The sequence below is a fragment of the Prosthecodimorpha staleyi genome (genome assembly GCF_018729455.1).
Classification (GTDB): domain Bacteria; phylum Pseudomonadota; class Alphaproteobacteria; order Rhizobiales; family Ancalomicrobiaceae; genus Prosthecodimorpha; species Prosthecodimorpha staleyi.
This window is the reverse complement of sequence record NZ_JAHHZF010000020.1, coordinates 1-13,683: the sequence shown is the minus strand read 5'-3', so window position 1 is coordinate 13,683 and position 13,683 is coordinate 1. Positions and strand designations below refer to the sequence as shown.

The 13,683-nt window shown below is 63.2% G+C and carries 15 protein-coding genes; 1 reads left to right on the top strand and 14 read right to left on the bottom strand.

The window, feature by feature from the left end; translation table 11 throughout:
- Window positions 1–25 precede the first annotated feature (25 nt).
- The 14 genes from KL771_RS26880 to KL771_RS26815 form a co-directional block, all read right to left on the bottom strand.
- Window positions 26–301, bottom strand: a complete 276-nt coding sequence (locus tag KL771_RS26880; protein WP_261971599.1) for a ribbon-helix-helix domain-containing protein — start codon at window positions 299–301, stop codon at window positions 26–28.
- Window positions 276–926: a ParA family protein gene (locus KL771_RS26875; RefSeq protein WP_261971598.1), complete on the bottom strand. Its 651-nt coding sequence runs from the start codon at window positions 924–926 to the stop codon at window positions 276–278. The genes KL771_RS26880 and KL771_RS26875 overlap by 26 nt, the downstream gene beginning before the upstream one ends.
- 127 nt (window positions 927–1,053) lie before the next feature.
- Complete coding sequence (locus KL771_RS26870; RefSeq protein WP_261971597.1) at window positions 1,054–1,626, bottom strand: Fic/DOC family protein; 573 nt, start codon at window positions 1,624–1,626, stop codon at window positions 1,054–1,056.
- Between the two features lie 5 nt (window positions 1,627–1,631).
- Entirely contained in the window at window positions 1,632–1,835 is a 204-nt protein-coding gene (locus tag KL771_RS26865; RefSeq protein ID WP_261971596.1) for a hypothetical protein, read from the bottom strand.
- 470 nt (window positions 1,836–2,305) lie between these two features.
- Window positions 2,306–3,190, bottom strand: coding sequence for an ArdC family protein (locus tag KL771_RS26860; RefSeq protein ID WP_261971595.1), 885 nt, complete (start codon window positions 3,188–3,190; stop codon window positions 2,306–2,308).
- Window positions 3,191–3,712: 522 nt separating this feature from the next.
- On the bottom strand, window positions 3,713–4,414 hold the full coding sequence (locus tag KL771_RS26855; RefSeq protein WP_261971594.1) for an 8-oxoguanine DNA glycosylase OGG fold protein: 702 nt from the start codon (window positions 4,412–4,414) through the stop codon (window positions 3,713–3,715).
- A 46-nt stretch (window positions 4,415–4,460) separates the two neighbouring features.
- A complete protein-coding gene (locus KL771_RS26850; RefSeq protein ID WP_261971593.1) occupies window positions 4,461–5,414 on the bottom strand; it encodes a tyrosine-type recombinase/integrase in 954 nt (317 codons plus the stop codon).
- A gap of 13 nt (window positions 5,415–5,427) precedes the next feature.
- Entirely contained in the window at window positions 5,428–5,862 is a 435-nt protein-coding gene (locus KL771_RS26845) for a hypothetical protein (protein WP_261971592.1), read from the bottom strand.
- Complete coding sequence (locus KL771_RS26840; RefSeq protein WP_261971591.1) at window positions 5,859–6,131, bottom strand: type II toxin-antitoxin system Phd/YefM family antitoxin; 273 nt, start codon at window positions 6,129–6,131, stop codon at window positions 5,859–5,861. The genes KL771_RS26845 and KL771_RS26840 overlap by 4 nt, the downstream gene beginning before the upstream one ends.
- A 109-nt stretch (window positions 6,132–6,240) precedes the next feature.
- The gene (locus tag KL771_RS26835; protein WP_261971590.1) at window positions 6,241–6,627 is read right to left on the bottom strand and encodes a hypothetical protein; all 387 of its coding nucleotides are present in this window, start codon (window positions 6,625–6,627) and stop codon (window positions 6,241–6,243) included.
- 111 nt (window positions 6,628–6,738) lie between these two features.
- Window positions 6,739–7,938, bottom strand: coding sequence for a patatin-like phospholipase family protein (locus KL771_RS26830; protein ID WP_261971621.1), 1,200 nt, complete (start codon window positions 7,936–7,938; stop codon window positions 6,739–6,741).
- A 17-nt stretch (window positions 7,939–7,955) separates the two neighbouring features.
- Window positions 7,956–10,223 (bottom strand): ThiF family adenylyltransferase, encoded by a 2,268-nt coding sequence (locus KL771_RS26825; protein WP_261971589.1) that lies wholly within the window; start codon window positions 10,221–10,223, stop codon window positions 7,956–7,958.
- A gap of 4 nt (window positions 10,224–10,227) precedes the next feature.
- Window positions 10,228–11,358, bottom strand: coding sequence for a hypothetical protein (locus KL771_RS26820; RefSeq protein WP_261971588.1), 1,131 nt, complete (start codon window positions 11,356–11,358; stop codon window positions 10,228–10,230).
- 246 nt (window positions 11,359–11,604) lie between these two features.
- Window positions 11,605–13,122 (bottom strand): hypothetical protein, encoded by a 1,518-nt coding sequence (locus tag KL771_RS26815; RefSeq protein ID WP_261971587.1) that lies wholly within the window; start codon window positions 13,120–13,122, stop codon window positions 11,605–11,607.
- Window positions 13,123–13,377: 255 nt separating this feature from the next.
- On the opposite strand from KL771_RS26815, the gene KL771_RS26810 reads away from it, so the two are divergent.
- On the top strand, window positions 13,378–13,683 hold a 306-nt coding region (locus KL771_RS26810; RefSeq protein WP_261971586.1), incomplete at its 3' end, for a recombinase family protein.

Below are 13,683 nucleotides of genomic sequence, written 5' to 3'. Positions count from 1 at the left end.
ACGGTAAACTGTAAACAGCATGCCGTCAGGATTCCTCGAACTCGCGGAGCGACTTCTGGCCGTACTTCGCCAGCATCATGTCGACGGCCTCCTGGAGGTAGTCATTGACCCGGCGGTCGTGGTCTAGGGCCATTTGGCGCAGTCGCTTGGCGGCCGCGCGCGGCACGTAGACGGTCAGCTTCTCGATCTTGGCGACCTTGCCGGCCTGGCCGGCGGGTTCGGGCATCGGCACCACGTTCGACGGGGAAGCGGGAGCCTCCCTGCCCATCGCGGATTCAAGCAACACGGGCTTTTTCGTCATGGGTCTTTCCCTCCAGTCGGTTGATCAGCCAAGTCAGCAGCTCGCGCATTTCGCTGGCGGCCTTGCCTGATGTATCGCGCTCGGTGACCCCCTGCCCTGCCGCCAGGGCGTCCAGATGGTCGGCACGCATCGCCAGCGAAACACCTGCCACCGCTCCCGTGAGCGACAGGACACGGAAGGCATCGGTGGTGCGGATCGACCGGCCCGCCGGGCACTGGTTCAGCACGAAGGCATAGGGACGGTCGAGCTTGGAGAGCGTCCGTACGGTCGGCCGGGCCGCCTCGATGTCGGCGATACTGGGGCGCGCCGGAATCAGGCAGAGGTCGGCGGCCTGCATGGCGGCCGTCGTGGCGGGCGTGTCGACGCCGGCGGTGTCGATAAACACCAGGTCGACCTTCTGGCGGGCGAGCATCGCCAGCGCCGCCGAAACCTTGCTGGGCTCGATGGCGGCCACTTCCGGCGCCTCGGCTTCGCGGCGCTCGAACCAGTTCTTGGCGGTGGCCTGCGGATCGAGGTCGATCACATAGGACTTTAGCCCGCGCTCGATGGTGGCGACGGCCAGCGAGATGGCGAGGCTGCTTTTCCCGGTGCCACCTTTCTGCGTGACGAGAGCGATGACTTTCATGGCCGAATCCTCCTGCGATGCGCAGTATACCGCAAGAGGTTAACGGTTTAGGGCGAACGGTTTGCGGCGTGCCGTGTGGCGCAAACGGCACACGGCTTACGGTATGCCGTAAACAGCAAACAGTTGCTCAGCGTATCAAACCCCGGATGAGTTCGACCAATCGGTCCTCGCGCCCGTGGAAGCTCGCAATCATGGCGGCGAGCACGGCGTCGGGCTCCAGCCGGTCGAGGTCGAGCGGATGCCCGACGTGGTCGGCGAGAAGCGCCAGGAAGGCGAGCTGCGTCCGGCCGTTGCCGTCCCGGAACGGATGCACGGCGTTTAGCTCGGCCAGGAAGTGGGCGATCTCGGCCGCGAACCGCTGCGCGGGCATATCCCGCAGGGCCGTCAGGCTCGACTGGTTGGCGAACACGCGCGCCATCTCGGTCGCGATGTGCTCGGGATAGCAGAACATGCTGCCGCCCTTGGCGATGCGCACAGAGCGGAACCGGCCTGCCCATGGATAGACGTCGCCGAAGATGTGCCGGTGAATGGCGCGGTAGTGGCTGACGCTGAACCGCCCGGGAGGGAAGGGCTCGGCGAACCTCTGCGCGGTCGCCTCCGCCTCGAACTGGTCGAGCGCGGTCTGGTCGCGGAGGCCGAGGCGATTTTTCAGGACGTCGGTGCCCCGGTAGCAATAGGGGTCGTCGATTGCCTGATACACCCCGTCTAGGCTTTCCTGGCGTGCTTCTCGGCGATGGCGCGGCGGCGCTGCTCAGCGCTCAAGCCCTGACGGTCGAACTCGACGAACATCCGCTTGCTCTCGGGCTTCAGGCGGATGCCTTCGACGGCGCTGATTTTGTCGAAGGCGGTCGCGCCGAGGGTCATGCCCTTCGGGGACGGCTTCGGCGAGGCTTTACGGTTCGGGGCCATGATTGAATCCTACCACAATCCCTTCCGCCTGCCATCATTCTCGGTGACGACGACCCATCGGCGCGATCCTGCGAGGCAGTTGGGCCACCAGAACAGCCGGCTGCGCGCGCCCGTGGTGCATTCAGGGGCGGGGCCGTCTGCCGTAAACGGTAAACCGCATACGGGAAACCGTGGCGGACTGGCGGTGCCGCGTTTCGGCGTAGTCGCAGCGGGGCGTGAAATCAGGGCTTTACTATCACGTTATGCGGTGTACGGCATACTGTAAACGGTATACCGTAGACAGCCGTGCCGAGGCGGTTGCCGGGCATGAAATAAGAAAAGGATCCTTTCCTTGGGTTCTCCATAAGGAGCGGATAGCGGCGTTTCGCTTCCCAAGCGAGGCATGCGCTGCCGAAAAAACCGAATCCAGTTTCCCGCTATGGACAGCCCGGCCGATGCACTCGGCAGCCGGGTTTGCCGACCGCGGCCCCTCAGGCCGCTTGGAGTCCGTGCAGGAACTGCACGGCGCGGCTGGCGGCGCTGGCGGCGGTGAAGATCGCCTTCTTGTCGGCCTTCAGCACGGTCAGCCAATGCGCGAGATACTGGGCATGGTCGGCCCGCGGCTCGGCGGTGATGCCGAGATCGGCGGAGAGGAACGCCGCGCCCAGCTCGGCGACCAGCTCCTCCATGGCATAGGCCTCGGAGCGGAAGCGGCCGGCGAGGTCGCGATCGCAGCGGCTCTTCGGCCCGGTCCAGTGGACCAGCTCGTGCAGCTCGGTGGAATAATAGGCCTCGGTGGCAGTCGACGTCGGGGTGGCGAAGAACGTCTCGCGCGGCGGCATCCGCACCAGGTCCCGGCTGGGGATATAGCAGGCGACCGATCCGCCATGCTCGATCGCCGCACCCGTGCCGGCGACGAAGGCCTCGATACCGGCGAGGATCTCGGCACTGCCGACGACCGGCGGGACAGGGGGCGCATAGCCCTCGACCTGACCGGCGTTGAACACCGGGCTGGCGCGGGCGAACAGCCGCGTTTCGGTCTCGTCCTCGCCGCTGTCGGTATCCTCGGTCGCCACGGCGATCTGCTTGTAGAAGACGACGTGGGCGGCCTTGGCGCCCTTGCGGACCTGGCAGCCGGCCTCGGCCCACTGCTTGTAGGTGCCCCAGACGTTGGAGCCGTAGCCGAAGAACTGGGCCTCGACCCAGAGGGCGAGGATGTTGACGCCCTGGTAGGCGTTGCCGGAGGCGATGTTGACCGGCCGCCTGCCGCCGGCGCCGCGGTGCCAGGGCATCTGCCAGGAGCCGGCGCCGGCCTCGATGGCGGCGACGATGCGGTCGGTGACGGCCTGGTGGATGTCGAAGCGCTCCTTGCTCATGATGGTCTCTCCCGTTTCGGGCACCGGCCGCGCCTATCGCGGCCTTGCCGGCGACCGGAGGGGCGGGGAGAGACGGCCGCCGCACCCCGCAGGGGCGACGACAGGAGAGGGCTTGCCCCTTGCGGCGAACGGGGCTCTCCGCCAGGTCAGCCGGACGAGCAAGGCCGCCGGGCCGGACGGACCGGAAAGAGACCGGGGCAGGGGAGCGCGGCCATGGGCCAGCGCACGGGCGTATCGCAATCGGGGAGGGGGAGACCGTGAGCGAAGACCTGGACCGCTGTGTGCGACTGATCGAGTAGGCGCGCGACCTGGCCCAGGCAGCCGGACAGCCGCTCCTGGACTATCTGCTGGAAACGGCGCTCACGGAAGCGCGGGCGGCCAGCATGTCCGGTCATAAGGCGCCGTGTCTGCCGTCGGCGCGGTGGCCTAGGTGAAACGGGACGTGCCCGGGGAGGTGGCTTCGGAAAGAGGTCCGCCAGATGTAGGTATGCAGCCGCATGGCGTGCTCTCGAAGGGCGCCATCTAATCCCTTCGACATCCTTTCACGTAGAGGCGCCATCTACCCGGCCGGCGACCGCCATAGCTGAACAGCCTCATTTCGGCCGCCACAGGGGATACGTCAAGCTCTGACGCAATGTGTTCTATGTGCTGACAGAAGCGCTCGTATCCATCAGCTGTATTATCGTCAAGAACGTTCCATTCTTTACCGAGATTTATGGCGTTCTGCTGGGTCAGGAGATTTACCGAACGTGCGGTCCACTGGTCCATGATATAACCGTTGAGATCGGGCCGAACGAAGAAAATCAACTTCGTGTAATAAGCTGGACCGATTCCTGGCAGCCGGCCGGCGGCACGAGCCGTCCGGAAGATCGTATATGCCTCGCGACGGTCACGAAGCGCCGGGTCGCGCAAGGCTCCCAAAGCCTCGCGCAGGGCCTCTTCGTGCGAGAGGGCGGATTGCGCATGGCGAACCTTCATTCCGCCCCACGCGCTGATCGCGAGAAAGAGATCAAGCGCATCGCGGGAAGATACCGAGCAGAAAGCGGTGAGCTGCTCGCGACTTGGGTGGTCTGTTTCCAGCGAGGTCAGTTCGCAGCTCGGAACACGACCTACGGCTTGTATCCACGGTCGCAGCGGTCGTCCGCGCCAACGGTGTTCGTCTTGCGAACTGGCAAGGACAGAAAAGGCGTCCTGATTGAGCACGATCGGCATGTTGTTCAGCACGGTCTGCCCCTGACACAAAAAGTCCAGTACCGTCCGGACGATAACATCAGATCCCGACGCGCTCGACCTCGTCCAGCGTGAACTCTTCGGACCGCCGGTCATAGAGCTGGGTGGTGCGAGTGGACGAGTGGTTGGCCATGGCGGCCGCCTTCTCCAGGCTGCCGCCGTTCTTCAGATAAGCCGTGATGCCGGTGGCCCGGAAGGTGTGGTTGCCGATCTTGGTCTCGATCCCGACCGCTTCGGCCCGCCGGCGGATCATCGCATAGGCGTTGGCCTGCGGAAGCGGCGTCCGGGTGAGCTGGCCGGTGCCCCGGCCGAGAGTACGAAACAGCGGCCCGCGCCGGTCGTCGGCGATGCCGGCCCCGTCCAGGTAGGCATGAAGCCAGGCTTCGAGATTGTGGTGACAGGGCATCTCGTGCCGCTTGCCGCCCTTCTCGTGCAGTCGCACCCACAGGCGCCGGTCCTGGACGTAGACATCCTCGACCTTCATGGCCAGCGCCGCCCCAATCCGGGCGAACGAATAGACCATCAGCCCGATCAGCGCCCGGTCGCGAAGTCCCGCCGGCGTGGACGGGTCGATGCCGTCCAGGAGCTGCCGGGCCTCGATCGGCGACAGGACCGGGGTCTTGCCCTTCCTGGTTGAGTGCTTCGGACCCCGCACCGCGGAGGCCGGGTTGAACGGCAACACCCCGCCCGAGGCCAGCCAGTCGAACATCATGCGGATGGCGGCCAAGTGCTGCTTCACGGTCGGCGCCGACACCGTCCGGCCGAGCTCCTCGACATAGGCCGCCACATGGACCGAGCCGACGGCGGCGATCGACGGCACCCCGCGATCAGCCAGCCAGGCGCAGAACCCGCCCACGGCCCGCATGTAGGCCTTGCGGGTGTTCGGGTTCCTGATCTGCGCCGTGAAGAACTCCAGGAAGCGGTAGGAAGCCCGCTCGCCGGCGGCGGCAATCAGGGCCGGCGCCGAGGATGTCAGGGGAGCGAGAACGTTCATGGGATCCTCCCGCCTATTCTGTCCGCGTCACGGCCTTGAGCCGCGCCTGGCGCCGCTCGGCAATGCGCTCGCGCAGCACCTTCATGAAGCCCGGCGGCAACATGCCGTAGGCCATGCTGGCCGGATCGCCGTTGACGGCGGGACGCAAATCCGGACCTGGCCAGATGAAATCGTTCGCCTCGGTCAGCACCACCCAGGAGCGGGCGCCGTCGAGCCCCAGGCGGGCCTTGGTCGGCGCCGGGATTTCCAGGGCGTCGGCCGGATCGGTCGGCGGGGTATGGGTGACCGGCAGCACGCGCACGATCGGCGACGCACCGTCGCGCAGAACCACCAGCAGGATGGCGCAGGGGCGATCCTTGACCCCCTCCTCCCGGCCGGCCCGGGCTTCCCGCTCCCACAGATACGAATACCGGATGACCAGGCCGGGCTGCGGTTTCGGCCAGCTCACGGCCGCCAGTCTTTCAGCTCGTCGTCGAGCGCCTCGTGGCCGGGCGGGACCTCGGCCCGGGCGATGAGGGCCATTTCCTCGTCGGTGAACTCCTCAAGCCGCACCACCCGCCGGTCGCGGCGCTTGAGCCGCTCGTATTCCTCGGCCGAGAGCACCACCAGCCGGTCGCGGCCGTTCTTGGTGATGGTGACCGGCTCGGCCAGCGCCTTGTCGGCCAGCGTGCCGTAGTTCTTGATGAAGTCGGCGGTCGAGACGCGCATCTTCTGCATTACTCGTATCTTTCGTATCATTCACATTATGGGAATCCTCCCAACTTCTGGCAAGAGAAACCTGACAGGGTCCCGGCAAGCCCCCTGCCCGCCCCGCGTCTGGCGCCGCTCATGTGCAGTCCGAGAAGGCCTCAGCCAGGTCGACGCCGAACGCCTCACGGTAGCGGCGCCGCGAGAGGGCGATATCGTCGGCGGTCGGCCGGGCCATTGGATCGTGATCCAGATACTGGCCGAACAGCGCCTTGCAGTCCTGCCGGTACTTCCCGGTCATCAGGATGTGGACATGCCACATGCGGTCCGCGGCCGCCGGCGGGACCAGGCGCTCATCGGGGTGGCGACGGCGCAGCTCCAGGAACATCCGGTAAAGGCGTTCGGCCTCCGACGCCTGCTCGGGCGTGCAGCCGTGCCGATCGATCAGCAGCGCGCGCACCGCGTCGAGATCGAGACCGGGGAGCAGGCCGACGTGGGTTCGGTCGAGGGCTTCGGGGGCGAGCATGGAAGGTCCCACTATATATGATAAAGGACATTATCAAATGTTTCTAATTTCTGAAATCAATTATATGATATTGGATGAGATCTTTACGGTTAGATAGAATTGTTAGCGTGTTTAGACTGGCCAACGTCTGGTCTTAGGGAAGTATTTTGGAGAATAAGCGGTCAAAGTTGCGTCGGCCACTTCGAATCCGTGTCGCGCGATGCGATCAAACAGGTCAGGCGACGGCGCCTGAAGATCTGTCGGATGCAAGAGAGCAAGCGTGGCTTCCTGGTCGACCTGATACTGACCATAGTCTACTTGGGTGCGACGTATACCGGCTCGCAGATCGATATCGCGGACGGAGTTTCCCATCCGAATCAGCGCGGCCCGAATTGTTCCGCTTTCCACCTCTCGCATCAGCATCCGTGACCTCAACGCCCTGATCTGATCGCTGCTCACATCAAAAAGCCGCGGGCTCCAAAGATGTCCCTTCCATAGCGAGCCAAGCGGGCCGGGACCAGGCGCCCGCAGTGGACCCGACGCGTCGCTGCAAACCAGGAAGTCGCATTCAATCAGAGCCTTGCCGGGCTTGAACAGAGCCTCAAGGCCCATGTTTTCATAGGCGCCGCCATCCCAGAGATGAACGGTTGAGTGTGGCGGGTCCCGGCGTTCCAGCGGTTGGCGCGTTGCAGGATCGGTCCTATACCAGCCCTGCTGCGGGAGTTCGAAACGAAGGGCACCAATTGCATAGGGAACGGCCGCGGACGCTGCCGCAGCGTCGGCCAGCCGGAACGGCGGATCGTAGTGCCGCCCGAATTGCCAGTCGCCCATTTCGCGTTTGCTGAAGCGCCAGTTCTTGCCGGTCTCGACGCATGTCGCGTTGATCCACCAGACCGGTCTTTCCGGCAAGTCTCGAAGATTGCCGCGAACGCCCCACCGCTCCGCCAGCAGATCCGCGAGTACCATTGCCCTACTTGAGAGGAGCCGAAGATTGAACCGTAGTAGCCCCTTCCAGCCAAGACAGCGCGGGCTGAGTAGATCCGCGCCCGTCAGCATCGACCTAAGGGAGGGATAAGTGTCGCTCCGATACTGTTCCGAGCCGGGCCATTGCATCCCAGCGTTTGTGACCAATGCAGCGATTACCAGGCTCCCTCCCGAAACGGTAGAAATTTGCGTCACGCTTTCGAACAGATCATCCTCGGCAAGGCGACGGAGGACACCCAAGTGGAACACAGCGGCCCGCACTCCGCCGCCAGAGAGCGCAAGCCCGAGCCTGAACCCCGTCGCCGGGCCGCCCTGGCTATCAATCCTCGGCGTTTCCCTCCCCTCCATAGTCGACAAGCTGGCACCTATGAGCAGACGGGTCGGGCCTCGCCGACCCCAACATTTAGCTCGTGATCACCGACTATGACCATTAGCGCCGGCAATTCCTCCATAGACGCCACGCGCGCGAGCCAGCTGAGTTGGATCAAGTCTGTCCCGCTCGGCTGCACCGAATAGCGCGGTGGATGCGAGTGCCATTCTCCCACGTAGCGTACCTGATCCATAGTCCTTGCCATCATCGCAGTGACCTCATCGGTGAGGCCGGCGATCCCACGCTCAAACAGAAAGGGCGTTTCCAAGCTGTCTGGGGGGGCCGCGAGCGCCTCGACGAGGAGCACTTTGCGCGCATATGCATCGACGATGCCGAGCAGGACGCCGCCTGTCTCGTTTGGGACTTTCGCAGCTCTCTGGGAGATAAGGTCATTCTTCAGCGAGGTGTCGATGCTTACTTCCCAGTTTAGAATCGCATGCCGCTCGATGGCGGCAACGCTTGGCTTCGTGAGCGTAACCTCGCCCGTTGCCGAGACGCTCCAGACAGCGATGCACGCGTTGGGCGTATCGAGCACTTGACTAAGTCCCTCCGCAGCGTGGGCTGCAAGCAGGGCGACTCGGCTCTCCGGGATGCGGCTGGTGACCGCCCGGCAGGCGCCGGTGTAGGCGAAACGGTCGGCGATGGCCGTGAAGTGTTTTTCGAGCGCGGGCTCCCGTAGCACGGCGCGGTAGTACTGCGCCTCGACGTCACGGAGTGTGATCGAGCGGGCATGATCCTCAACGAGCACGACCGCGGCCTCCCCAGATGGGTTGAAAAACGCGGAGGCGCGGCGAGCGGCCCCGTACTGGTCGGCGATCGAGCGCGCCGCAGCGACCGAGGCGCTTGCATCAATCACGACGTCCGCGTCGGCGAATGCTGCCCGTAGAACATCGGCCTTGTCGCCGGGGTGGAGGACGTTGCAGACGAGCGCCGTTGGCGCGACCAGCCTTTCGTCGGGCGAGAAGATTGCGTTCAGGCGAGCCGCCAGCGCTTGCGCCTTGGGCCGTCCGATGTCGATCGCCTGTAGAGTGTGGCGCGCGAGGTTATGTGGCAGCAGTCGGTCGTCGTCGACGATAGTCCACCGGAACCTACCTTGTCGCGCCAGGAACTCAGCAAGATGTGAGCCAAGCGCTCCGGCGCCGACAAGCATTGCCTTGCGAGCGTCGACTCGGTCGCGGCCGGACAGAACAGCAGCTCGGTCAGCGTCGAATTCGACATGCACCTGGGCGAACTCCAAGACGAGCGCGTCGAGCCTTCCGTCATCAACTGCTCCTTCCGGAATGGCGCGACAGAACCCCGATTTAACCGCATCACGCGGCACGCTGTGAAGCACCCCCAATGCCACGCCGATTTCGCCGACGGTGGACACGCTGACGAACGCCCGCACGTCCGATGTCCCCGGCTGGGTGCCGTTCGGCGCTATCACCGGCATGTCCACAATGATGGCAAGTTGGGAGCCGAGCCGCAGACCGCTCTCCGCATTCGTGCCCGTCCATCCACGGATGCGGGTGCGGAGGTCTGCCAGCAAGTCGACGCCTCGCCCGTCAAGGAACCGCATGAGCGAGCCGAGGCTCCGCGGCGCCTTGCGCATGCGCGTCATACACTCCGGCTGAACACGGTAAGCGAGCGGCAGGATGCGCACTTTGCGTGCTTCCGGCTTGAGCCGAGCCAAGGGCGTGGTGATCACAACCCTCGCATCGTCGCCGGACTCGTTGATAAGGCCGGCGAGCTCGACGCTTCCGGGCTCCGCCTCGAATGCTGCTCGTGGGAACACGAAGCTGTAACGCGACAGCCCGAAAAACGGGTCGAGCGGCTGGTTAGGATCGTGAAGATCGCCGCGTGCCGCTCGCCAATACCAAGCGGCGATACGCTGCGTCATCTCAGCTGGCGTCCAGGTCAGGCGCGCTTCGTCCCAGGGCCGATCGTCGATACAGATGGCCGCCGGACAGCCCTCCGGGACGAGCTGTTGGTGCTCAGTGTCAGGAAAGTCCTCGCGAAGCGCCAGGACCAAAGGCATGCTGCCCCCGCCGGCGAATACGAGGCCGAGCGGCTCGACTCGCCGAATCGGCGCGACCGGTCTCTGCGGAGCCCCAGTCTGCATCTCGACGATGACGATCTCTGCGCCGTGCTCGTTGCGGTGAGCCCCCGCGATCGAGACGACGGCAGAGGCCGCCGTCTCAACATATTTTACGAATGAACGCGCAGTGGGCTGCGCCAGATCCCGCAGATCGACCGGCGCGCCCCATTCGTCGATCCAGGCCACCTGCTCAACCCTGCCGGGCAGGAGCCGATGTCGCAGTCGTGATGACGTTCGGTGCCGCCAGCAGGAGTGCAACGCCTAGCTGTGTGATCTCGAATCTAAACGGCGCAGGTGCCCCCTTTCGCGGTTGCTCCATGGTGACAATGTAGCTGCCGTCCTTTTCGCGGGCGACCCGGCGGTGATGGTTGGCTGCTTGGCGATGTGGCGGCTGCGTGCCCTTGTCTTCCTCGCTCCCCTTTGCAGGGATCGGGCAACTCGTTGAAACGATGGTGCAACCGCGCTGCCCTTGGGTTTCGAACAGCCACTTCACGTCATCGACCGCGACAGTTTCGTCCACTCCCCGCTCTGAACTAAGCGATAAGTAGGATGAGTGATGCGGCAGCTTCATAAGATCCCAAAGCAATTTTCCGTCGCGGCCGTGACGACGCGTCGTCTGCACGATTAGCGAGAGGACCTCGTGGTCTACATCGGAAGCGAATAAGGCATAGCTTTCCGAGAGGCCCTCCTTGAAAGTTGCTTGGAAAACAATGGAATCGCCGTTACGGTCGACTAGGACTTTGTCGCTTTGACGCCAGGCAAAGGGACAATGAACGAAGAATTCGACCGCCTCCGGTCCATTCTTGCTGAAACCAGGCACATTTTTACCGGCATCAACAAAAAGATGCTTGCGGCTTTCGTAATCAATGCTGTTCTCGGACATCCATTGCTTGATCCGTTCGGCCCTTGAGAAGACAAGGATGCCCTTCCCTTCCCTGAGCCGGTGTCGCGCCTCCTGCCGGACGAGGCGGGAATCTTCGGTAAGCCCTTCCTCAGTAATAGCGCAGGCAGGAACCCACATCTCGTTGATCTTGGTACGGCCTGGCCCTTGGTACTTGGCCGCGTGCTGGAGCCAGAAGAATGCGCCGCTGCCCTTGCAATGGTCATCGTCGACATGCGTGAAGCAAACGACATCAAGATAATCCCGGCCGGCCTTGCGCAGGTTGGTGGTCAATTCCGCCGCGAGATTGCAGCGCAGGTCTGCGGGATCGTCAGGATTGCCCTCATTGCCAAAATCTACCAGCACCTTCCGTTGGTCGGCGAGGTCGATGAGAGCACCGTCGGCGTTGCCAAGCGGGTAAAACGTCACATAGGCCGGCATGCGAGCCCCCATTCGTCATGCTCGTAGAGGTAGGGGCTGCCGAGGCGTTCTGCAACAAGGAACGTATTATTCTCACTATAAATATTTGTCGATGCTATCCGGGAATTAACTCGTTGGATTGGCGGAGGGCTGGTGATCAAACGGGGGCGTATTCCTCAGCTATCTGCCTTGTGACTTCTTTTTAAACTGGGATAACTGATCAGGAATCCAACTTCGCCGCTGCCTAGGTGTCCATTTTAGCCGGTATCAAGCCTGTCTGATGTTGGTTGTGCAGCCGACCGTTAAGTGTATCATTGAACATGGAAGTCCTGCGAGCGGCACTGTTGGTGCTAATGACCAGCCCATCACGGCGCTATCCAGATTGCGAGGACCAGTTGGGCCACCTGAATTCTCGGCCGTCGCCAACACGTCTTTTCCGGCAATCGTAGTTGCTATCGTTCCTGTGGTAGTCCAAGTTCCATGATCCCAAGATTGGGCTCGATGGTCATTTATAGCAGCCGTGGTCGGATGTTTGACCGAAGTTCGCCCGTGTTTGTTGTCAGGCCCGAAGCTGTAGAACAGGCGGCAGTACCCCGAGCCCGGCCTAGTCGGCGCCGATCCGAAACGCACCATGTCCGCCCCGTGGTGCGGGGCGATGATTCCAATGATCTGGAATGAGGGTACCAGCGGAATTTCGCTGTAGCCGGCGTCGCCGGTGAGAAGCCACGAGGCGTCGGCGCTGGAGTTTTCGACTAGGCATGCAATGCCGCTGCCGTTCCGGCTCGGGCCCGTGCAACGACCCAAGCTAAGGACTACGCCCCCGGCAAACGTAACCGATAAAGTGGCGCCCGCCGTTGCCCCCCAAATCAATAGGCTCCCGCCCTGAACAAGAATTCGTGCGGCAAAGGCGTGATGAGTCGGCCCGAGCTTAGACTGGCGCGGTGCGATCCAGTCTCGCCCCGATGCAGCCGGATCGGTAAGCTCTCCTGCCCAGTGGTCCGTGTCCCAATGCGAGAGTACGACCGGCGGGCTACCGCGCCAGCAGAATCGAAGCGGGTTCGGCCTTGTCCTGCTGTTGCCGTAGGAGCCTGCGCCGAGGTCAAAGAAGATGCTTGCAGTGTTGCTGCAGTCGAGCAGTCCGGCAGCCCCACCTTGGCCCACGTCATATACCGTGAGTTGGTCTGGGGTCGCGCGGCGAAGAGCAGCCTGGATATCAATTTCCGGCGACGAGGGCCATGCGTCGATGTTGAACAGGTTGGAGAGCGCATTTTCCCGGGCCCCTGAGAGCGAGGCGACGGAGACAAGGTAGGCCTCCACAGCCTCCGCCACGATGGAGCCGTAGACGTCAACGGCATGACTGCCCGCGGCAGTAAGGACGATTTCAACCCACTGCCCTTCTTCGAGCGATTCAAGGTCGCTCCAAAAATGACTGCTGCGCTTGGCTGTGATCTCAATGCGGTAGATCGGCATCTTGTCGAACAGCGTCTCAATTGGCCTTTGCGTCTTAGGTCCGAACAATTTCGCCCATAGGGCCTTCGAAACTTCGCTAATCGCGCTCGGAGCTTCTAGATCTAAGTCGTGGCCTGCGGAGAATTCTGACCAACTTGCGTCTATGGCATCGAATGCAAAGACAGCTTCGCCGACTTCCTTTAGACTGCTAGGTTCGGTTGCATCTAGGCGCGCAAAAGACCGAGCCGGAAAGCCGTCCCAACCATCGTAGGGCCTAAAGATCCGGTTCATGCGCAGGTGAGCCGCCCTGTGTTTGCCAAACGTTTGTTCGCCCAATGCTATGCGGTCTCCGTGACAACCTCAAGCGTGACACAGTATTTCCCCGTCACCATGGGTAGGTCGATCGGCTTAAGAAGGCGCTGTTGGGTGAAATTGACTGACCCATTCGAGGGGTCTTGTATTCGGTCGTTTTCGAGATACTCCCCGATGGAGCATCGGCAGACCTACCACAGCCCTCTCCGTCTGTCTCAAAACCCGTCTTGTAATCAACGTCGCGTTTCGTCATGATTCACATGAGAAACGAGACACAACATGCGCATCGGCTACGCCCGGGTATCGACCCTCGACCAGAACCCCGACCTCCAGGAGCAGAAGCTCCGCGAGGCCGGCTGCGAGCGCGTCGTCGTCGAGAGGGCGTCTGGCGCCAAAGCTGACAGGCCAGAGCTGAACCGGCTGCTCGACGACATCCTTCGGCCTGGCGATACCCTCGTCGTCTGGAAGCTCGATCGCCTGGCTCGGTCGCTGAAGCACCTGATCGAAACCGCCGAGATGCTGAAGGGCAGGGGTATCGGCTTCGTCTCGCTGACCGACGCCATCGACACGGCCTCTCCGGGAGGC

Excerpts from the sequence above, each read along its gene's own strand:
- KL771_RS26860 (WP_261971595.1), bottom strand. The coding sequence starts at position 3,190 with ATGAGCAAGGAGCGCTTCGACATCCACCAGGCCGTCACCGACCGCATC.
- KL771_RS26850 (WP_261971593.1), bottom strand. The coding sequence starts at position 5,414 with ATGAACGTTCTCGCTCCCCTGACATCCTCGGCGCCGGCCCTGATTGCC.
- KL771_RS26880 (WP_261971599.1), bottom strand. The coding sequence starts at position 301 with ATGACGAAAAAGCCCGTGTTGCTTGAATCCGCGATGGGCAGGGAGGCT.
- KL771_RS26840 (WP_261971591.1), bottom strand. The coding sequence starts at position 6,131 with ATGCAGAAGATGCGCGTCTCGACCGCCGACTTCATCAAGAACTACGGC.
- KL771_RS26820 (WP_261971588.1), bottom strand. The coding sequence starts at position 11,358 with ATGCCGGCCTATGTGACGTTTTACCCGCTTGGCAACGCCGACGGTGCT.
- KL771_RS26875 (WP_261971598.1), bottom strand. The coding sequence starts at position 926 with ATGAAAGTCATCGCTCTCGTCACGCAGAAAGGTGGCACCGGGAAAAGC.
- KL771_RS26830 (WP_261971621.1), bottom strand. The coding sequence starts at position 7,938 with ATGGAGGGGAGGGAAACGCCGAGGATTGATAGCCAGGGCGGCCCGGCG.
- KL771_RS26835 (WP_261971590.1), bottom strand. The coding sequence starts at position 6,627 with ATGCTCGCCCCCGAAGCCCTCGACCGAACCCACGTCGGCCTGCTCCCC.
- KL771_RS26865 (WP_261971596.1), bottom strand. The coding sequence starts at position 1,835 with ATGGCCCCGAACCGTAAAGCCTCGCCGAAGCCGTCCCCGAAGGGCATG.